We start from the raw sequence: 19778 nt of genomic DNA on the forward strand, positions 1-19778 counted from the left end.
GCGTGCGGGAGCGTCAGCGGCGGCGACGCGGCTGCGAGCGTCCCGCGGGTGAGCCGTGGCGGGACGGGGCCGGCGCCGGCGCCCGTCGGGGGGCCGGCTCGGCGGTGTCGCGGCCGCGCGAGCTGCCGGCGGTCCGGCCGCGGACGATGCCCACGAGCTCCTGGGCGTGCGGGTGCTCGTGGTCGGTGCGCCACACGAGCACGACCGGTGACCCCGGTGCGCCGGGCACGGGCCGCACCTCGGTGCCCTTGCGGTCGTGCAGCCGGGCCAGCGCGTGCGGCACCACCAGCACGCCGCTCCCGCCGGCCACGAGGTCGGCCGCGGTCGGCACGTCGGGCACCTCGACGACGTCGACGCCCGGCGGCAGCCAGCCCAGCACGTCGTCGGCGGGGACGAGCAGGGTCTCGCCCGCCAGGTCCGCGACGTCGACCTCCTCGACGACCGTCAGCACGTGCTCCTTCGGGACCACGACGACGCTCTGCTCCGTCCACAGCGGCACGACCGCCCAGCCGGTGGCCGTGCTCGGGGTCGTGGCCGGCAGGCCCGCGGGCGGCGTGGCGGCCCCGGCGGGCGGCAGGCGCAGCACGGCCGCGTCGACGTCCCCGCGCAGCACGGCGCCGACGGCGTCCGACGGCGAGCCGTGCACCACGTCGAGCGGGTCGTCCGGCAGGCGTTCGCGCCACACCCGCGCCCACCGGTCCGGGCTGGTGCCGGGCACCAGGAGCAGCCTCATCGGACCCGCCGCACGACGACGTCGGTCACGTCGTGGCCGAGGTCCAGGCCGCGCTGCTCGAAGCGCGTGACGGGCCGGTGCGCGGGTCGGGGCACGACGCCGCCGACCAGGTCGGGGTCGGCCGTCAGCACGTCGCGCATCTGCTCGGCGTAGTCCGCCCAGTCGGTCGCGACGTGCAGCGTGCCGCCGACCCGCAGGCGGTCGCGCAGCAGTGTGACGTGCGCGGGCTGTACGAGGCGGCGCTTGTGGTGCCGGGCCTTGGGCCACGGGTCGGGGAAGAACGCGTGCACGGCGTCGAGGCTGCCGGGCGCCACGTCGGCGCGCAGGAGGCGCAGCGCGTCCCCGTGGGCGACGCGCACGTTGGTCAGCCCCAGCCGCTCGACGAGCAGGAGCAGCGCCGCCACGCCGGGCAGGTGCGCCTCGACCGCGAGCCAGTCACGGCCCGGGTCGGCCGCGGCCATCGCCGCGGTCGCGTCGCCCATCCCGGACCCGATCTCCATGACGAGGGGCGCGTCCCGCCCGTAGAGCGCGAGGGGGTCGAGCCACCCGTCGCGCGTGCGCGGCGGCGGGACGCGGGGGTCGTCCACCGAGAACCCCCAGCGGGGGAACAGGCGGGTCAGCGCGTCGGCGCGGTCCGTGCCGAGCGGCGAGCGGCGGGGGTGGAACGTCCGGAGCGGCTCGTGGGGGCCGGACGCGCGGTGGGTGAACACGTCGGGCTGCACGCCGCCCACCCTACGCACCGTGTCAGGCGACGATGTCCTCGAGCGGCGGCTGCAGCAGCGCGACGACCTCGCCCGCCGGCCCCCGGACCAGCAGCATGCGCCCGTACGGGGTGTCCTCCGGCCCGCTGACGACCTCGCCGCCGAGCTCGGCGACGCGCGGGGCGATGCCGTCGGCGTCCTCGACCTCGACGTACCAGGTCCAGGCGGCCGGCACGTCGCCGGCCCCGGGCCCGTACCCGCCGATGCCCGCGGCGGGCGTCCCGCCGACGGACAGCGACGTGTACGTGAAGTCCGGTGCGCTCATGTCCTGCTGCTCGTAGCCGAACAGCGCGGTGTAGAAGCGGCGCGCGGTGACCGGGTCGTGCGACATCTGCTCCGCCCACACGTACGCGCCGGGGACCTCGGTCAGCTCCCAGCCCGTGTGCGTGCCGGACTCCCAGAGGCCGACGACGGCGCCCGTCGGGTCGGCCAGCACCGCGAGGCGCCCCAGGTCGAGCACCGTCACCGGGTCGACGACGACCGTCCCGCCGGCGGCCACGCCCTGCGCGACGCTCTGCGCGAGGTCGTCCGTCGCGAGGTACACGCACCAGCCCGCGGGGTGCGGCACGTCGGCGACCTTGATCCCCGCGACGACGTGCCCGTCGACGGTGGCCGTCACGTACCCGCCGGTCTCGGGGCCGCCGATGCTCAGCTGCCAGCCGAGCAGCCCGCCGTAGAACCGCTGGGTGGGCCCGAGCTCCGTGACGGTGATGTCCGCCCAGCCGGGGACACCGGCGGGCCACGGGCTCGTGCAGACGGTCATGGTGGGGGTCCTCCGGGGTCGGGGGCGGACGGGCGTCCGCGGCAGGGCGAGCACAGCCAACCACCGCGGCCCGCGTCGCGCACCACGGGTGGACGTGCTAGGCCGGGGGTGTGACACCCGACACCTCGCCCGGACCGGGCGCGCAGGACGTGCCCGCGGGGGGCCGTGGCCACGGCCGTGCCGGGCGTCGCGGCGGCGCGCGGGACGCCGGCGGGGGTGAGGAGTCGACCGTCACCGTGGTCCTCGCGCTGCTCGCGAACGCGCTGATCGCGGCCGCGAAGACGGCCGCCGCCGTGATCACCGGGGCGGCGTCCATGCTGGCCGAGGCCGCGCACTCCTGGGCGGACACGGGCAACGAGGTCTTCCTGCTCGTCGCGCAGCGGCGGGGCGACCGGCCGGCCGACGTCTCGCACCCGTTCGGGTACGGCCGCGAGGTGTACGTGTGGTCGATGTTCGCGGCGATCGGCCTGTTCGCCGTGGGGGCGGGCGTGTCGGTGACGCACGGCCTCCACGAGCTGGCGGACCCCGAGCCGGCGACGGACTTCGGGGTCGCGTACGCGGTGCTGGCGGTCGCGTTCGTGCTGGAGGGCGTGTCGTTCCGGCAGGCGTGGCGGCAGAGCCGGGGCGAGGCGCGCAGGCGGGACCGGGGTCTGCTCGAGCACGTCCTGGCCACGTCCGACCCGACCGTGCGGGCCGTCTTCTTCGAGGACGCGGCCGCCCTCGTCGGGCTCGTCATCGCCGCGGCCGGGATCGTGGCCAACCAGGTCACAGGCTCGGCCGTGCCGGACGCGCTGGGGTCGATCCTCGTCGGGCTGCTGCTCGCCGTCGTCGCCTACGTGCTCATCGTGCGCAACCTGCGGTTCCTCGTGGGGGAGACGGTGGATCCCGAGGTGCAGGCGGCCGCGCTGCGGACCCTCCTGCAGATGCCGCAGGTCGCCCGGGTCACGCAGCTGCGGATCGAGTTCGTCGGGGCGCGCCGGGTCGTGCTCGTCGGGGCGGTCGACCTGGTGGGCAACCCGGACGAGGCCGAGGCGTCGCACCGGCTCGCGGAGGTCGAGGCCGCCGTCCGGGCGTCGCCCGGGGTCGTCGGCGCCGTGCTCTCGCTCGCCGAGCCGGGGGAGCCGTCGCTCCTGCCGCCGGACGTCAGCCCGTCGGCAGGCGGGACGCCAGGAAGTCGGTGACCTCGCGCAGGTAGCGCTCGCGGACGGGCGGGGTGGACAGGGCCAGGTCGTGCGCGCCCCCGGTGACCTCGACGAACGTGACGTCGTCCCCCAGCCGGTGCGCGCGACGGGCGATCTGCGCCGGGTCGAGCACGGAGTCGGTGCGCAGCAGCGCGTCGTGACCGACCTTGTGCGGGCCGGCGGCGTCGGACGCGAGGACCAGCACGGGCACGTCGACCGCGAGTCCCCGGGCCACGCGCGCGTGGCCGCGGCGCACCGCGCGGACGAAGCCCGCGCGCACCGGGAAGCCCTCGTGCGGCTTCCAGGCGAGGTCGAAGTCCCACTCGCCGCCCGTGTCACGGTGCAGCGCCCGCCCGTAGTACGGCGCGATGCGGCGCACCGGGAGGCGCGGCACCGGCCCCGCGACGAGATGGACCGCGCGGGCCAGCGCGGTGCGCTCGAACAGCGTGCCGCGCACGTCCAGCCACGGGGAGTTCAGCACGAGCGCGTCGACCAGGCCCAGGCCGCGGCGCGCCTCGGCCCACAGCGCGGCCGTCAGCCCGCCGGTGGAGTGGCCGAGCAGCACGACGACGTCGTGGTCCGCCCGCAGCGCGCGGACCGCCGCGTCGATCTCCTCGGTGTAGACGGCCAGGTCCGTGGTCTCGTTGGGCGGCCGCCCGGGCCGGATGGAGCGCCCGTGGTCGCGCAGCTCGAGCGCGTACGTGTCGTACCCGGCCGCGGCGAGCGCGTCACCGACGTGCGGGTGGAAGAAGTAGTCGACGAACCCGTGCAGGTGGAGCACGGCGCGCCGCGTGGGGGCGCCGTCGGGGACCCTGCGCACGAGGGTGGCCACCGGGTCGACGCCCGTGCGGCGCGTGACCGCGTCGGGCCGCAGGTGCAGTGTGCGCGCGCGCCAGCGGTCCCCGAGCACGTCCGTGCGCTCGGCGTCCCACCGGTCGCGTGCCGGGCGGGCGTCCACGTCGTCGTCCACGCGGTGATCCTCGCACGCGGCCCGTCGCCGGCGCGGCAGGGCGTCCGGGCCGGGCCGCGCCGCTCAGGCGACCGACGGCACCGGCGTCGGCGTCCGCATCGGCCGTGCGGCGACGTGCCCCTGACCGGCGACGTCGAGCGCGAGCCCGGTGATGCGGGCGGTCCCGTCGGCGTCGACCTCGACCGTCGACACCGAGGCGTTGGGCAGCGGCACCAGGCCGACCTCGTCGACGGTCGCCAGGTACGCGCCCAGGGCCAGCCCGTGGCCGACCACGAGCACGTGCCCGTCGTCGTGCTCGGCGGCGATGCGGGCGAACACGTCGCGGGTGCGGGCCATGAAGTCGGCGGCCGGCTCCCCGCCCGGCAGCCCGGGGTGCGTGCCGGCGAGCACGTCGGTGACGAGCTCCGGCCACGCGACGACGTCGTCGAGGACCCGCTCGGGCCGCTGCTCGTAGACACCGAACGCGTACTCGAGCAGCCCGCGGTCGGTGCGCAACGGCACCTCGGCGTGGGGGCGCAGCAGCTCGACGGCCGTCGCGACGGCACGTCCCGACGGCGACGACCACGCGGCCGTGAACGGTGTCGCGGCCAGGTGGCGGGCGGTGGCGCGGACGCCGGCCCGGCCGTCGCGCGTGAGCGGTGAGTCGCAGCGGCCCTGCAGGATGCGGCGGGCGTTGAAGTGCGTACGGCCGTGGCGGACGAGCGTCATGGTGAGGGTCATCGGTGCCCTGCTCTCTCTCGGTGGTCGGCCCGACGCTAGGCGCGTGGCGTGTCGTCCCGGCGACGCCGGCGTGACGCCCGGGTGACGGCTGCGCGCCGGTTGGCGGCCGAACTTGAGCGGAATAGACTCAACTTCGGAGTCCGTTGACCCAGGAGGCATGACGTCGACGTGCGGACACCGCACAGGGAGGTCTCATTGGACGCGAAGTTCACCACCCGCTCGCAGGAGGCGCTGGGTGACGCCATCCAGTCCGCGAGCGCTGCCGGCAACCCGCAGCTCGAGCCGGCCCACATCCTCGACGCCCTGCTCCGGCAGGAGGGCGGCGTCGCCAACGGGCTGCTCGACGCGGTCGGTGCCGACCGCGGGGCGCTCGGTCGCGCGGTGCGCGGCATCCTCGTCAACCTGCCGTCCTCGTCCGGCGCCTCCGTCGCGCAGCCGTCCGCGTCCCGGCAGGCGGCCGCCGCGCTCGAGGCCGCGAACGCCGAGGCGCGCAGCCTCGGTGACGACTACGTGTCGACCGAGCACCTGCTGATCGGGCTCGCGGCCGGGCAGTCGGGTGTGGCCGACGCGCTGCGGGCCGCCGGTGCGTCGCGCGACGCCCTGCTCGCCGCGCTGCCGAACGTGCGCGGCAGCGCGCGTGTCACCAGCCCCAACCCCGAGGGCACGTACAAGGCGCTCGAGCAGTACGGCGTCGACCTGACCCAGCGGGCGCGTGACGGCAAGCTCGACCCGGTGATCGGCCGCGACGCCGAGATCCGCCGCGTCATCCAGGTGCTCTCGCGGCGCACCAAGAACAACCCGGTGCTCATCGGTGAGCCCGGCGTCGGCAAGACGGCGGTCGTCGAAGGGCTCGCGCAGCGCATCGTCGCGGGCGACGTGCCCGAGTCGCTGCGTGACAAGAAGCTCGTGTCGCTCGACCTCGCGTCGATGGTCGCGGGCGCCAAGTACCGCGGCGAGTTCGAGGAGCGGCTCAAGGCCGTCCTGCAGGAGATCACCGCGTCCGACGGGCAGGTCGTGACGTTCATCGACGAGCTGCACACGGTCGTCGGCGCGGGTGCCGGCGGCGAGGGCGCGATGGACGCGGGCAACATGCTCAAGCCGATGCTCGCGCGCGGCGAGCTGCGCCTGGTCGGCGCGACGACGCTCGACGAGTACCGCGAGCGCATCGAGAAGGACCCGGCGCTCGAGCGGCGGTTCCAGCAGGTGTTCGTCGGCGAGCCGTCCGTGGAGGACACCGTCGCGATCCTGCGCGGGCTCAAGGAGCGTTACGAGGCGCACCACAAGGTGACCATCGCGGACTCCGCGCTGGTCGCGGCCGCGACCCTGTCCGACCGCTACATCACCGGCCGTCAGCTGCCCGACAAGGCCATCGACCTCGTCGACGAGGCCGCGTCGCGCCTGCGCATGGAGCTCGACTCCTCGCCGGTCGAGATCGACGAGCTGCAGCGCGCCGTGACACGCCTGGAGATGGAGGAGGTCGTGCTGTCCGAGGCGGACGACCCCGCCTCCGTCGAGCGCCTGGCCCGGCTGCGCGCCGACCTCGCGGACCGCCGCGAGGAGCTCGCGTCGCTCAACGCGCGGTGGGAGAAGGAGAAGGCCGGCCACAACCGGGTCGGTGACCTGCGCGTGCGGCTCGACCAGCTGCGGGCCGACGCCGAGCGCGCCCAGCGCGAGGGCGACCTGGCGACCGCCGGGCGGCTGCTGTACGGCGAGATCCCGACCGTCGAGAAGGAGATCGCCGACGCGGAGGCGTCCGAGGCCGCCGAGGACGCGGACCTGGCGGTGGAGGCGACGCCGATGATCGCCGAGAAGGTCGGCCCCGACGAGGTCGCCGAGGTCGTCGCCGCCTGGACCGGCATCCCCGCCGGCCGCCTGCTCGAGGGCGAAACGCAGAAGCTGCTGCGCATGGAGGAGGTGCTGGGGGAGCGGCTCATCGGCCAGCGCAAGGCCGTCGCCGCGGTGTCCGACGCCGTGCGCCGCGCCCGGGCGGGCATCTCCGACCCCGACCGGCCCACCGGCTCGTTCCTGTTCCTCGGCCCCACCGGCGTCGGCAAGACCGAGCTGGCCAAGGCGCTCGCGGACTTCCTGTTCGACGACGAGCGCGCCATGGTGCGCATCGACATGTCGGAGTACGCCGAGAAGCACTCGGTCGCGCGGCTCGTCGGCGCGCCCCCCGGGTACGTCGGCTACGAGGAGGGCGGCCAGCTCACCGAGGCCGTGCGGCGGCGCCCGTACTCCGTCGTGCTGCTCGACGAGGTCGAGAAGGCGCACCCCGAGGTCTTCGACGTGCTGCTGCAGGTGCTCGACGACGGCCGGCTGACCGACGGGCAGGGCCGCACCGTGGACCTGCGCAACGTCATCCTCGTGCTGACGTCGAACCTCGGGTCGCAGTTCCTCGTGGACCCGGTGCTGGACGACGCCGCCAAGCGCGACGCCGTCATGGGGGCCGTGCGTGCGGCGTTCAAGCCGGAGTTCCTCAACCGGCTGGACGACATCGTCCTGTTCGACGCGCTGTCGATCGAGGAGATCGGGCAGATCGTGGACCTGCAGGTCGAGTCGCTGGGCCGTCGCCTCGCCGACCGTCGCCTCACGCTGGACGTGTCCGAGGGGGCGCGCGAGTGGCTCGCCCTCGAGGGCTACGACCCCGCGTACGGTGCCCGTCCGCTGCGCCGCCTGGTCCAGAAGGAGATCGGCGACCGCCTGGCCCGCAGCCTGCTGGCCGGCGAGATCCGCGACGGCGACACCCTGCACGTCGACCTGGGCGAGGGCGGCCTGACGCTCACCCCCACCCACTGACCCACCCCCGCCGAGCGCGGTACTCGACGCTCGAGCGCGGTGCTCGTCTCGCCCGCGCTCGGCGGTCGAGTACCGCGCTCGGCGGGTGGGGTCGACCTGCGGGGCGCGGACGCGGGTGGCAGCATGCGGAAGCATGCTCGTGACGACCGCCGCCCTGGCCGCGGCCGCATCCGGGACCGAGCTGACCGGGCTCGCCGGGTGGGTCGTGTCCGTGATCGAGTCGCTCGGGCCCGTCGGCGTCGGGCTGCTCGTGGCGCTCGAGAACCTCTTCCCGCCCATCCCGTCCGAGGTGGTCCTGCCCGTCGCCGGGTACGTCGCGTCGCAGGGTGACATGTCCCTGACCTGGACGATCGTCGCCGCGACGATCGGTGCCGTCGTGGGCGCGTGGCTGCTGTACGGGCTCGGCGCCTGGGTCGGGCGCGTGCGGATCCGCCGCTGGCTCGAGCGCATCCCGCTCATGGAGGCCGAGGACCTCGACCAGGCCGAGCGGTGGTTCGACCGGCACGGGGGCGCGGCGGTCCTCATCGGCCGCTGCGTGCCGGTGGTGCGCAGCCTCATCTCCGTGCCGGCCGGTGTCGAGGGCATGGGCGTCGTGCGGTTCACGCTCTACACGCTGGTCGGGTCCGCGGTGTGGAACGGCGGGCTCGTGTGGGTCGGCTACCTGCTCGGCTCCCGGTGGAGCGACGTCGGCCGCTACAGCGACTGGCTCAACGCGGCCGTGTACCTCGTCATCGCCGTCGTGCTCGTGCGGTTCGTCTGGACGCGCACCGGCACACGCGGCGAGCGGCGCCGCGCGGCGCGCGCACCGCGGACCGGGAACGTCGGGGCCTGACCCCGGGTCACCCCGAGGGCGTCGCCGCGCCCTCGGCCGGCGCCACGGTGCCGTCGACGAACGACCCCGTCACCGGGCTCGTCGGCACCGCGACGCACAGCCCGGTGCGGTCGCCGTCCGACCACCCCGACCGGGTCGGTGCCCACGTCACCAGGCGCACGCCCGCCGCGACCTCCTCGTCGCTCAGGACGCACGCCCGCGCGACCCGCGCGTGCGCACCGTCCTGCCCGGGCCACACCCCGGCGGGGTCGAACGCGTACTGCGTGACGACCTGCGCCGCGTGCGCCTCGGAGCACGGCACGACGCGGACGCGGCCGACCTCACCGTCCGCCGGCAGCTCGGCGAGGCACGAGCCGCTGACGAGCTGCACGGCGTACGCGTCGGTGGGCACGGAGACGTCCGGGGGCAGCGGGCGCGTGCGCGCGTCCGTGACCGCCTGCGTCCCGACGACCGCCCCGACCGCGAGCAGCACGACCGCACCGGCCACGGCGGATCCCACGACGACGCGCCGTCGACCGCGCGTCCGGGCGTCGGCAGCCTCCTGCCACCCGTCGGCGTAGTACGTCGGCGGGTTCGGGTCCTCGGGGACGTCGGGGACGTCGTCGTCGACGGGGCTCAGGACGCCACCCCGGAGGGCGCGACGAGCGAGTCCGTCCTGCCGAACGTGTCCTCGTGCACGCAGTAGCCGACGAGCTGCCCGGCGGCCACCTGGTCCGGGTGGGGCAGCCACACGTCGACGGCCCCCCACACCAGCAGGCCGGGGTCGATCGCGGCGACGGCGGCCTCGCACCGGTCCAGGGCCTCGGCGAGGACGGGGTCCTCGGCCGTCAGGTCCGTGGCCGGCGCGCCCGTCGGCGTGACGTGCGCGACCACCTCGACGTCGTGCAGGTCCGTGCAGGGGACGACCACCGCGTCGGACAGGTCGTAGTACTCCGGCAGCGCCTGCCAGCACGTGCCGACCGCGACGTCCTGGGGGAGCGCGTACGGCGGCAGGGTCCCCGTCCCCTTGCCCTCCTCGCCGAGGTCGCCGAACAGGTCCTCGCCGAACAGGTCGCCGGGCGCGCTGCCGCTGCCGCTGCCCAGGTCCTCCAGCAGGCCCTCGAGCTCCTTGCCCAGCTCGTCCTGCCCGCCGAACGTGTCCGTGGCCTGCTGCGCCGTCGCGTTGCCCCACTGCACGAGCGCGACGACGAGCCACGTGAGCAGGGCGATCACGACCGTGCCCACCGCGCCGACGACGATGCCGGCGATCGCCAGCCCGCGTCCGGGCGCGCGCGTGCGCCGGATGCGGACGAGGGCGCCGATCCCGAGCCCGACGCCGATCGGCCCGGTGAGGCCCGCCAGCAGCAGCAGCCCACCGGCGGACGTCACCAGCGACGCGACCGCGAGGCCGTCGGTCGGGACGGGCGGGGTCCAGCCGTACGGCCGGACCGGCGCGCCGGGCGGCGTGCCGTAGCCGGGCATGACCCCCGTGCCGGGCGGTGTGCCGTAGCCGGGGCCAGGTCCGTAGCCGGGACCGGCGCCGTGACCGGGCGGCGTGCCGTAGCCGGGTGCGGCCCCGTAGCCGGGTGCCGTCGGCGGGCCGGGGGGCGTCGGCGGGGTTCCGTGCACGGGTGGCGCGGCCGACGCCGCCGGGTGCCCCGGGACGACGGCCGGGGGTGCCGGCGGGACCGTCGCGAGCGGCTGCGTCATCCCCACTCCGGTCGCGATCGGCAGCGTGTCGTGCCGGCCCGCGGCATACCCGCCCCGCGGCAGCGGCTGGGTGTCGTGCCCGCCGGCCGCGTACACGGGTGAGGCGGTGGTACCCCAGGTCGCCGAGTCGTTCGCCGTGGACGGGTCCACGGCCGGCGGCCCCGGCACCGGTGGCGCGGCCGGTTCCTGCGGAGGCTCGGGCGCGCGGTCGTCGGGCGTCATGGACGGCAACCTAGCCGAGCGTGGGCGCGCGAGGGGCGGTGCGGGCCGCACCTCGCGCCCGCGGCCACCCTCCCGGGCGCGCCGCGCGTCACGGGGCGTCGACCTCGAGCACCACGGGGACGTGGTCGGACGGCTGCTTGCCCTTGCGCTCGTCGCGCTCGATGCGCACCCCCGTGACGCGCGCGGCCAGCGCGGGGCTGGCGTAGGTGAGGTCGATGCGCATGCCCTCGTTGCGGGGGAAGCGCAGCTGCTGGTAGTCCCAGTAGGTGTACGTGTGCTCGGCGGGCGCGTGCACGCGGGACACCTCGGTGTACCCGGCGCGCGCGATCGCCTCGAACGCGTCGCGCTCCGCCGGCGTGACGTGCGTGCGGCCCGCGAACAGCCCGATGTCCCAGACGTCGGTGTCGAGCGGCGCGATGTTCCAGTCCCCGACCATCGCGACCTGCGCGTCCGGCTCGGCGGACAGCCAGCCCTGCGCCGCGTCGCGCAGCGCCGCCAGCCAGTCCAGCTTGTAGGTGTAGTGCGGGTCGCCGATCTCACGGCCGTTCGGCACGTACAGGCTCCACACCCGCACGCCCCCGCAGGTGGCGCCGAGCGCGCGCGCCTCGACCGCGGCCGGGTCGCCCCACGTCGGCTGGCCCGGGAAGCCGCGCTCGACGTCGGTCAGGCCCACGCGCGAGAGGATCGCGACGCCGTTCCACTGCGAGTACCCGTGCGTGGCGACCTCGTAGCCGAGCGCCTCGAAGGGCTCGCGCGGGAACGCCTCGTCCTTGACCTTGGTCTCCTGCAGCGCCAGCACGTCGACCCCCGTGCGCTCCACGAAGGCCACGGCACGGTCCAGCCGGGCGCGGATCGAGTTGATGTTCCAGGTCGCGAGGCGCATGGCGCCCGAGGTTACCGGCGCCCCCCGACAGGCTCGACCGTCGTCGAGCCCGGGAGCGGGGACTTTCGGGACATCCGGCGCAACACCCGCGGCGCGCGCGACGGTAAAGTGCGGACGCGTCGCACCCACCGGGGGCAGGCGGCTCTGGAAGAGGTGGTCGGCACGTGGTGAGCGCAGTGGGCGCGAGCGTCGAGAACGCGTCGCGCACGGGTGGGGACGGCACGGCGGACCAGGTCGCGCCGGTGGACGGGCCGCTCGTCGAGGGTGTGTGGACCGCCGACCCCTCGGGGCACGTCTGGGACGACGTGCTGTACGTCTACACGTCGCACGACGAGGAGACGGGCACGCCGAAGGACGACAACGGCAGCCACTACGACATGCGCGACTACCGCGTGATCGAGCTGCGGGACGTGGGCGGGCCGGCCCTCGAGCACGACCGGGTGCTGCACGTCGACGACGTGCCGTGGGCCGCGCGCCAGATGTGGGCGCCCGACGCCGCACGCCGCGGCGACACGTTCTACCTGTTCTTCCCCGCCAAGGACGCCGACGGCGTCTTCCGGATCGGGGTCGCGACGTCGTCCACGCCGACCGGGCCCTTCGTGGCCGAGCCGGAGCCGATCGCCGGCGTCGGCAGCATCGACCCCGCCGTGCTCACCGACGACGACGGCAGCGCGTACCTGTACGTCGGCGGCATCATGGGCGGCCAGCTGCAGCGCTGGGACGGCGACACCTACACCGGTGTCGACGCCTACCCGGCGCCGGACGCCCCGGCGATCGGCCCGCGCGTCGCGCGGCTCACCGACGACCTGCTGGCGCTGGCCGAGCCGACGCGCGAGGTCGTCGTCACGGACGACGCCGGCCGCGCCCTCACCCAGGGCGACCCGCGCCGGTTCTTCGAGGGGCCGTGGGTCTCGCGCATCGACGGCGTCTACCACCTGCTCTACTCGACCGGCGCCGCCCGCACGCTCGTGCACGCCACGTCCGACTCCCCGTACGGGCCGTTCACCTACCGCGGCACGGTGCTCGAACCCGTCGAGGGGTGGACCACCCAGGGCTCGATCGTCCGGATGGGCGAGCGCTGGTACCTGCTCTACCACGATGCCCAGGCCTCGGGCCGCGACCACCTGCGCAACGTGCGCATCGCGCCGCTGACCGTCCACCCCGACGGCCGGCTGACGGCCGACCCGCGCTGACGCGGGCCGGCCGTCAGCCGCGACGTCGCAGCGCGCGTACCGTCATCAGGGCCACCGCCGCGCCGACGATCCACGGACCGCCGACGATCAGCGGGTCGAGGACCTGGTGGCGGACGTCGACGCGCCCGCGGCGTGAGGCGACCGGGTGCCGGTGCAGCTCGGACAGCACGCCGGTCTCGGTGATCGGGTTGTCCGGCCGCAGGGTCGCCATCGAGCGCAGGTGCGCGCCGGCCGCGTCGACCCGGTCGGCCGCCATGAGCAGCAGCCAGTGCGCGGCGCGGCCCTCGCTGAAGCGCTCGTAGGAGTAGCGGCGGATCCGCCCCGCCAGGCCGTGCGGCGGCTGCGCGGTGCCGAAGACGGGCGTCAGCATCTCGTGCTCGATGGACCGCTCACGGGGGTACGTCTCGGGCTGCCGGTCCGGGAAGTCCCAGTGCGCGCCCGTCGGCAGGTCGAACCGCTCCCGCGGGACCTGCGGGCGGTCGGCGGGGTCCAGGTCGGCGCCCCAGCCCGGGATGCGCGCACGCAGCTGCTCGGGGGTCTCGGGGAGCGGGGGCTTGTCGGCGGTGTAGGGCATGGTCGCGGGTCCCTCTCAGTCCTCGGACGGGATGATCAGCGGCTTGATGCAGCCGTCGAGCTTGGACGACATCACGTGGTACGCCTCGGCGATGTGCTCCAGCGGGATCCGGTGGGTCACGACGTCGCTCGGTGTGAGGTAGCCGGAGCGGATGTGCTCCAGCAGGCGGGGCCACTGCCTCTTCGCCGGGGCCTGGTTCATGCGCAGCGTCAGGCCCTTGTTGAGCGCGTCACCGAACTTCACGGCCGAGAAGATCGGCCCGTACGCACCCAGGACGGAGACCGTGCCGCCCTTGCGCACGCCGTCGATCGCCCAGTTGAGCGCGACGGGGGAGCCGCCCTGCAGCTTGAGCTTCGCGGCGGTGACGTGCTGGATCAGGTTGCCGTCGGCTTCCGCGCCGACCGCCTCGATGACCCGGTCCGCGCCCAGCCCGTCGGTGGTCCTCTTCATCTCGACGACGATGTCGTCGTGCTCGAGGTAGTTGCGCGTCTCGGCGTACGCGAACTCGCGCGCCTTCTCCAGCCGGTACTCGAGCTGGTCGACGACGATGACGCGCCCGGCGCCCATGAGCCACGCGGACCGTGCCGCGAACAGGCCGACGGGCCCGGCGCCGAGCACCACGACCGTGTCGCCCTCGACGATGTCCGCGAGCTGCGCCCCGAAGTAGCCGGTGGCCAGCGCGTCGGTCATCAGCACCGCGTCGTCGTCGCTCAGCCACTCGGGGATCTTCGAGGGGCCGACGTCCGCGAACGGCACGCGCACGTACTCGGCCTGGCCGCCGTCGTACCCGCCCGTGGTGTGCGAGTACCCGTAGATGCCGCCGACGGCCGTGGCGTTGGGGTTGACGTTGTGGCAGTTGGAGTACAGCCCGCGCGCGCAGAAGAAGCACGTGCCGCAGTAGATGTTGAACGGCACCATCACGCGGTCACCGACCTGCAGGTGCTGCACGGACGGACCGACCTGCTCGACGACGCCCACGAACTCGTGACCGAACGTGTGACCGATGCGCGTGTCCGGCATCATCCCGTGGTAGAGGTGCAGGTCGGAGCCGCAGATGGCAGCGCGCACGACTCGGACGATCGCGTCGTTCGGGTGCTCGATCGCCGGCATGTCCTTCTCTTCGACGCGGACCTTGTAGGGCCCGCGGTAGACCATCGCTCGCATCGGGTCTCCTCCACGTCGGGTGGCCTCAAGGGTGCGCAGGTCTGGCGCGGAGCGCATCCGCAGGCCGCTCCGCCCTCGCCGTGCGGCATCGTCCGTGGGCGCCTAGGGTCGAGGTGGACGAGGGACCAGGGCATCACGCCGGGTCGCTCGTACCGCACCGGCGGAGGAAGCCCGTCGGCGCCCACGGCGTCTCGCCGGGCGGCGCCCGACCCGGGTTCCCCCTGCGACCGCATCCCCCCCATTCACGTCACTCGGTGACGGGTCACGGAGATGCCATGTTCCTCCACCGGCACGAGCTCCTCCACCGGCAAGAGCTCCAGCACGCGTCCTCACCCGACCGCCCCGTGCCGAGCGACTCTCCGACCGGCGGGACGCGGACAAGGGCGAGTTCAGCAACGTCGCCGAGCCGCCGGCCGGCGCTCCCATGCCCCCCGCGCCACGCAGCCCGACCGCGGCTGTGCGGCACGACCGCCACGCCGAACCTGGCGGAAACGGTCAGCGGGAAGCTCAAGGACACAGTCACGAGTGAGTGAGGAGACGACGATGAGCACGGACAGCACAGGTGGCGCCGCCGCAGCGGCGGGCACCGCGAAGGACGAGGCGTCGAGCCTCGCGCACGCCGCCGCGGACAGCGGGCAGGGCCTGCTCGGCGAGGCGAAGAGCGGGGCCTCCGACGTCGCGTCGGAGGTCGCGGGCCAGGCCCGCGACCTGTGGTCGGAGGCCCGCACGGGGCTGACCACGCAGGCGTCGGAGCAGCAGGTGCGGGCCGCGGCCGGCCTGCGCGCGCTCGGCGACGAGCTGGGTCGCATGGCCGACGGCTCGCAGGACGGCGGACTGGCGACGGACCTGGTCCGTCAGGCGGGCGAGCGCACCGCCGGCGTGGCGAGCTGGCTCGAGGACCGGGAGCCCGGCGACCTGCTGGGTGAGGTGACGGACTTCGCGCGCCGGCGTCCGGGCCTGTTCCTGGCGCTCGCGGCCGGTGCCGGAGTCCTCGCCGGGCGGGTCACCCGCGGGCTGAAGGACGCACCGCCGTCGGCGGGCACGGGTGCGACGGCGGCGGCACCCGCCACGCCGGCACCGGTGGACCCCGCCCCGGCGTACGCCGGCACCCCGGCCCCGAGCGGCCCCGGGCAGAGCCCCGAGCAGGAGGCGTGGGTCGCCGCCGGCGGCCCCGCACCGGTGGCACCGACCTCCGGCCACGTCCCCGCGGCCGACCCGTACGGCACGGCCGGCGGTGACCCGCTGGCCGGGGTGCTCCGTGAGGACCGACCGTGACCGGGCAGTTCGACCCCACGGTGGCGGCGGACCCGCGCGCGGTGCCGGGGGCAGGTCCCCTGCCCGGGACGGGTCCTCTGCCCGGGGCCGGCGCGCCGCCGCCGGCCGCCGACGGTGCGCCCGACGAGCGCCCGTCCCTGGGTGACCTGATCGGGTCCGTCACCGAGGACCTGTCCCTCCTGGTCCGCCAGGAGGTCGAGCTGGCCAAGGCCGAGCTGACCGAGTCCGCGAAGCGTGCGGGCAAGGGCGGCGGTCTGCTCGCCGGTTCGGGGGTGGCAGGGCACTTCGTGCTGATGTTCCTGTCGTTCGCCCTGTGGTGGGGCCTGCCGCTGGGCAGGGCCTGGTCCGCGGTCGTCGTGGCCGTGATCTGGGCGGTGATCGCCGCGGTCCTCGCCGTGCGAGGACGCGGTGAGCTCCGCCGTGTGAAGGGTGCACCCCGCACCGCCGAGACCATGAAGAAGATCCCGAACGCCCTGAAGGGTGACGAGGAGGCGAACCATGAGTGAGAGCCCCGAGGAGATCCGCCAGCGGATCGAGGAGACGCGGGCCGACCTGTCGGCGAACGTCGACGCCGTCGGCGACACGATCGACCCCCGGCAGATGGCGCACCGCCAGGCGGACAAGGTGCGCGGCCGCGTCGGGGCCGTCCGCGAGCGTGTGATGGGCACCGTCGGCGGCGCCCGCGACGCGGCCGGCGGGTCCGCCGGCTCCGTCGCGCAGGGCGTGAAGGGCGCACCCACCGCCGCCCTCCAGCAGGCGCAGGGCAACCCGCTCGCGGCCGGGTTGGTCGCCTTCGGGCTCGGGTGGCTGGCGTCCTCGCTGGTGCCGACCTCGGCGCCGGAGCAGCGGGCCGCGCAGGCCGTCAAGGAGCAGGCGCAGGCCATGGCCCCGCAGGCCAAGGAGGCGGCGCAGCAGATGGCGTCCGACCTGCGCGAGCCGGCGCAGGACGCCCTGCAGGCCGTGAAGGACACCGCCACCGAGGCGGCCGCCGGCGTCAAGGAGCAGGGCACGCAGGCGGCGTCCGACCTGCGGGACCAGGCGCAGCAGTCGGCGCAGGAGGTGCGGAAGGCCCCGCAGCAGCAGTGACCACCGTGACGGGCCGGGGGTGGGCGTCGTGAGGATCACGGTGCCCGCCCCCGGCGTGGTGCGTCGGCGCGCGCCTACGTGAGTGGCTACCTGCGCGCCGACGAGCGGGGGGTCACCGTGGCCCACCCGTACCGCTACGCGCACGAGAACCGACGCGCGTCCGGCGGCGAGATGCCCGGCCGGTGTCGGTTTGCCCGGATGCGTGAGACAGTGGAAGGTGCACGGGGCGTCGCCGCGCGAGGTACGGGCCCAGCCCATGGCGTGCACGGTCGTCCCGGGGTCTCCGGGGGTGACAGGCAACCGCCTTTGGGGGCGAGCCACATGCCCAGCCTTACGCCCAGCTCCATCACCGTCCGGCGCGACAGCACGGCTGTCGTCGTGCACCTCAGCGGCGAGATCGACCTCTCGCTGCGCGACCAGGCTGGCGACGCGCTGGCGGCGATCGCCGAGGCAGGGCTCCCGGTCGTCGTCGATCTCGCCGAGGTGCGCCTGCTCGGCGCCCCCGGCATCGCGTTCCTCCTGCAGTGCGAGCGGATCTGCGCGGAGACCGGGGTGGAGTGGATCGCGCGCGACGTCCCTGCCGTGATCGCCCGCCTGCTCGACGTGCTCGGGCTCCATTCCGTCCTGCACCGTGACGGCAGCCGCATGTCGATGTCCTCATGACGGCCGTCGCGCCGGGCACGGCGACCGCCGTCGTCCCGCCGGGGATGCCTGTGGTGCTCGCCCTCCTGCGGCGCGTGCTCGAGCACGAGCTGCGCCGTGGCGTCGACCTGCGTGTCGTCGCCGAGGTGCCCGGGCGCCCCCCGCACGTCGTCTCGACGCCCGGCCCCGTCGCGCCGGACGTGCCGTGGCCCGAGCCGGGGACCGCCGGGCCGGTGTCCACCGCCGTGCGGCACGGCACCACCTGCGTCGCCGTCCGGACCTCCGGCACGGTCGACTGGTCCGACGTCAGCGACGACCTGCGCGTGACCGCTGGGGTGCTGGCCGGCATGATCGCCGACCGGGCGGACGCGGACGTCCTGCGGCGGGACGTTGCCGACCTGACGGCGGCCATACGCAGCCGTGAGGTCATCGACCAGGCGATCGGGGTCGTCGTCGCCCACCGCCGCTGCTCCCCGGTGCGGGCGCTCGAGGTGCTGCGGACCACGGCGCAGCGCCGCGACGAGAAGGTGAGTGCGGTCGCCACGCGGGTCGTCGCCCAGGCGGCAGGGACCCGCCCCGTGAGCGGCACCCCGTTCCAGCCGCGCAAGCACGTCGGCGTCCCCGGGTCCGACCACCAGGGAGCCGGCAGCCCCTGACCGGATGCCGGTACGGGCACCCCCGGACGCGGCACGGCCCCGGCGCCGCGTCGTCGGTCGCCGGGGCCGTGCCGCGTCGCCGGGTCAGCGCACGTCGTCGTCCACCCAGTCGAACGACTTGGTGACGGCCTTCTTCCACAGCCGGTACTGCCGGTCGCGCTCGCCCTCCTCCATCGACGGCTCCCAGCGCTTGTCCTCGGCCCAGTTGTCGATGACGTCCTGCTCGCCGGACCAGTACCCGACCGCGATGCCGGCCGCGTACGCCGCGCCCAGCGCGGTGGTCTCGGCGATCTTCGGACGGACCACCGGCACGCCGAGGATGTCGGCCTGGAACTGCATGAGCGCGTCGTTGGCGACCATGCCGCCGTCGACCTTCAGCTCCGTGAGGTCCACGCCCGAGTCGGCGTTCATCGCGTCGAGCACCTCGCGCGTCTGGAAGGCCGTGGCCTCCAGCGCGGCCCGGGCGATGTGCGCCTTGGTGACGTAGCGCGTCAGGCCGACGAGCGCACCGCGGGCGTCGGACCGCCAGTAGGGCGCGAAGAGCCCGGAGAACGCGGGGACGAAGTACGCGCCGCCGTTGTCCTCGACGCTCGCCGCGAGCTTCTCGACCTCCGGTGCGGACGAGATGATGCCGAGGTTGTCCCGCAGCCACTGCACCAGGGACCCCGTGACGGCGATCGAGCCCTCGAGCGCGTACACGGTGTCGCGGTCGCCGATCTTGTAGCAGACCGTGGTGAGCAGGCCGTTCTTCGACGCGATCGGCTCGGTGCCGGTGTTGATGAGCATGAAGTTGCCCGTGCCGTACGTGTTCTTGGCGTGGCCCACCTCGAAGCAGGCCTGCCCGAACGTCGCGGCCTGCTGGTCGCCGAGGATGCCGGCGATCGGCACACCGGGCAGCAGGCCGCCCTTGCGGCCCTCGCCGTACACCTCGGACGACGAGCGGATCTCCGGCAGCATCGACACCGGGATGCCCATCTCACCCGCGATCTCCTCGTTCCAGGTGAGCGAGTCGATGTTCATGAGCATCGTGCGCGACGCGTTGGTGGGGTCCGTGACGTGGGTGCCGCCGCGGGTCCCGCCCGTCATGTTCCACAGGATCCACGCGTCGGTGTTGCCGAACGCGAGCCGGCCCGCCTCCGCCTTCTCGCGCGCGCCCTCGACGTTGTCGAGGATCCAGCGGATCTTGGGCCCGGAGAAGTACGTGGCCAGCGGCAGGCCGACCTTGTCCTTGTAGCGCTCGGCGCCGCCGCCCAGGGCCGCGAGCTCGTCGCAGATCTTCTGCGTGCGGGTGTCCTGCCAGACGATCGCGTTGTAGACCGGCTCACCGGTCTCGCGGTCCCAGACCACCGCGGTCTCGCGCTGGTTGGTGATGCCGACGGCCGCGATCTCCTCGTGCGTGAGGCTCGCGCGGCCCAGCGCCTGGCCGACGACCTCGCGGACGTTGGTCCAGATCTCCTTCGGGTCGTGCTCGACCCACCCGGCCTTCGGGAAGATCTGCTCGTGCTCCTTCTGACCCACGGAGACGACGTTGCCCCCGTGGTCGAAGATCATCGCGCGGGTCGAGGTGGTGCCCTGGTCGATCGCCAGGACGTACTTCTCGGTCATCGGGGGAGCCTTTCTCCGGGACGGTCGTGTCGA

The 19778-nt window shown here is 74.9% G+C and carries 20 protein-coding genes; 9 read left to right on the top strand and 11 right to left on the bottom strand.

From position 1 onward, the window contains the following. Positions 1 to 13: 13 nt before the first annotated feature. The 3 genes from NP075_RS02770 to NP075_RS02780 are packed head-to-tail and all read right to left on the bottom strand — an operon-like array spanning position 14 to position 2257. Positions 14 to 733 carry a LysR substrate-binding domain-containing protein gene (locus NP075_RS02770; RefSeq protein WP_227566294.1) on the bottom strand — a complete coding sequence of 240 codons (720 nt, stop codon included), beginning with the start codon at positions 731 to 733 and terminating at the stop codon, positions 14 to 16. Continuing rightward, positions 730 to 1455: a tRNA (guanosine(46)-N7)-methyltransferase TrmB gene (trmB, locus tag NP075_RS02775; RefSeq protein ID WP_227566293.1), complete on the bottom strand. Its 726-nt coding sequence runs from the start codon at positions 1453 to 1455 to the stop codon at positions 730 to 732. Before trmB ends, NP075_RS02770 begins: the two co-directional genes overlap by 4 nt. 22 nt (positions 1456 to 1477) lie before the next feature. Continuing rightward, positions 1478 to 2257 carry a VOC family protein gene (locus NP075_RS02780; RefSeq protein ID WP_227566292.1) on the bottom strand — a complete coding sequence of 260 codons (780 nt, stop codon included), beginning with the start codon at positions 2255 to 2257 and terminating at the stop codon, positions 1478 to 1480. Positions 2258 to 2493: 236 nt separating this feature from the next. Between NP075_RS02780 and NP075_RS02785 the strand changes: the two genes are divergently transcribed. Then, entirely contained in the window at positions 2494 to 3438 is a 945-nt protein-coding gene (locus NP075_RS02785; RefSeq protein WP_227566339.1) for a cation diffusion facilitator family transporter, read from the top strand. On the opposite strand, the gene NP075_RS02790 is transcribed toward NP075_RS02785, so the two are convergent. Beyond that, positions 3401 to 4408, bottom strand: coding sequence for an alpha/beta hydrolase (locus NP075_RS02790; protein ID WP_227566291.1), 1008 nt, complete (start codon positions 4406 to 4408; stop codon positions 3401 to 3403). The genes NP075_RS02785 and NP075_RS02790 overlap by 38 nt on opposite strands. A gap of 63 nt (positions 4409 to 4471) precedes the next feature. Next, a complete protein-coding gene (locus tag NP075_RS02795; protein ID WP_227566290.1) occupies positions 4472 to 5128 on the bottom strand; it encodes a histidine phosphatase family protein in 657 nt (218 codons plus the stop codon). A gap of 195 nt (positions 5129 to 5323) precedes the next feature. Here NP075_RS02795 and clpB point away from each other — a divergent pair, with 195 nt between their 5' ends. Beyond that, the gene (gene clpB / locus NP075_RS02800; RefSeq protein ID WP_227566289.1) at positions 5324 to 7924 is read left to right on the top strand and encodes an ATP-dependent chaperone ClpB; all 2601 of its coding nucleotides are present in this window, start codon (positions 5324 to 5326) and stop codon (positions 7922 to 7924) included. Positions 7925 to 8057: 133 nt separating this feature from the next. Then, positions 8058 to 8756, top strand: a complete 699-nt coding sequence (locus NP075_RS02805; protein ID WP_227566287.1) for a DedA family protein — start codon at positions 8058 to 8060, stop codon at positions 8754 to 8756. Between the two features lie 7 nt (positions 8757 to 8763). Here NP075_RS02805 and NP075_RS02810 read toward each other — a convergent pair whose 3' ends face one another. From NP075_RS02810 to NP075_RS02820, 3 genes are all read right to left on the bottom strand, one after another. Continuing rightward, on the bottom strand, positions 8764 to 9255 hold the full coding sequence (locus NP075_RS02810) for a hypothetical protein (RefSeq protein ID WP_227566286.1): 492 nt from the start codon (positions 9253 to 9255) through the stop codon (positions 8764 to 8766). Between the two features lie 116 nt (positions 9256 to 9371). After that, positions 9372 to 10667, bottom strand: a complete 1296-nt coding sequence (locus NP075_RS02815; protein WP_227566285.1) for a DUF4190 domain-containing protein — start codon at positions 10665 to 10667, stop codon at positions 9372 to 9374. A gap of 88 nt (positions 10668 to 10755) precedes the next feature. Continuing rightward, complete coding sequence (locus NP075_RS02820; RefSeq protein ID WP_227566284.1) at positions 10756 to 11550, bottom strand: exodeoxyribonuclease III; 795 nt, start codon at positions 11548 to 11550, stop codon at positions 10756 to 10758. A gap of 164 nt (positions 11551 to 11714) precedes the next feature. On the opposite strand from NP075_RS02820, the gene NP075_RS02825 reads away from it, so the two are divergent. Then, positions 11715 to 12743 carry a family 43 glycosylhydrolase gene (locus NP075_RS02825; protein WP_227583007.1) on the top strand — a complete coding sequence of 343 codons (1029 nt, stop codon included), beginning with the start codon at positions 11715 to 11717 and terminating at the stop codon, positions 12741 to 12743. 13 nt (positions 12744 to 12756) lie between these two features. Here NP075_RS02825 and NP075_RS02830 read toward each other — a convergent pair whose 3' ends face one another. Beyond that, entirely contained in the window at positions 12757 to 13317 is a 561-nt protein-coding gene (locus NP075_RS02830) for a hypothetical protein (RefSeq protein ID WP_227566283.1), read from the bottom strand. A gap of 15 nt (positions 13318 to 13332) precedes the next feature. Beyond that, the gene (locus NP075_RS02835) at positions 13333 to 14481 is read right to left on the bottom strand and encodes a zinc-dependent alcohol dehydrogenase (protein WP_227566282.1); all 1149 of its coding nucleotides are present in this window, start codon (positions 14479 to 14481) and stop codon (positions 13333 to 13335) included. A gap of 543 nt (positions 14482 to 15024) precedes the next feature. On the opposite strand from NP075_RS02835, the gene NP075_RS02840 reads away from it, so the two are divergent. The 5 genes from NP075_RS02840 to NP075_RS02860 all read left to right on the top strand — a co-directional run bounded on the left by NP075_RS02840 (position 15025) and on the right by NP075_RS02860 (position 18140). Next, the gene (locus NP075_RS02840; protein ID WP_227566281.1) at positions 15025 to 15756 is read left to right on the top strand and encodes a hypothetical protein; all 732 of its coding nucleotides are present in this window, start codon (positions 15025 to 15027) and stop codon (positions 15754 to 15756) included. After that, entirely contained in the window at positions 15753 to 16262 is a 510-nt protein-coding gene (locus tag NP075_RS02845) for a phage holin family protein (RefSeq protein WP_372456746.1), read from the top strand. Before NP075_RS02840 ends, NP075_RS02845 begins: the two co-directional genes overlap by 4 nt. After that, positions 16255 to 16842: a DUF3618 domain-containing protein gene (locus tag NP075_RS02850; RefSeq protein WP_227566280.1), complete on the top strand. Its 588-nt coding sequence runs from the start codon at positions 16255 to 16257 to the stop codon at positions 16840 to 16842. The genes NP075_RS02845 and NP075_RS02850 overlap by 8 nt, the downstream gene beginning before the upstream one ends. A 321-nt stretch (positions 16843 to 17163) precedes the next feature. Then, on the top strand, positions 17164 to 17505 hold the full coding sequence (locus NP075_RS02855) for an STAS domain-containing protein (protein WP_227566279.1): 342 nt from the start codon (positions 17164 to 17166) through the stop codon (positions 17503 to 17505). Further along, on the top strand, positions 17502 to 18140 hold the full coding sequence (locus NP075_RS02860; RefSeq protein WP_227566278.1) for an ANTAR domain-containing protein: 639 nt from the start codon (positions 17502 to 17504) through the stop codon (positions 18138 to 18140). The genes NP075_RS02855 and NP075_RS02860 overlap by 4 nt, the downstream gene beginning before the upstream one ends. A gap of 84 nt (positions 18141 to 18224) precedes the next feature. On the opposite strand, the gene glpK is transcribed toward NP075_RS02860, so the two are convergent. After that, positions 18225 to 19745 carry a glycerol kinase GlpK gene (gene glpK / locus NP075_RS02865; RefSeq protein WP_227566274.1) on the bottom strand — a complete coding sequence of 507 codons (1521 nt, stop codon included), beginning with the start codon at positions 19743 to 19745 and terminating at the stop codon, positions 18225 to 18227. Positions 19746 to 19778 lie beyond the last annotated feature (33 nt).

It is taken from the genome of Cellulomonas wangsupingiae, from assembly GCF_024508275.1.
Taxonomy (GTDB): domain Bacteria; phylum Actinomycetota; class Actinomycetes; order Actinomycetales; family Cellulomonadaceae; genus Cellulomonas; species Cellulomonas wangsupingiae.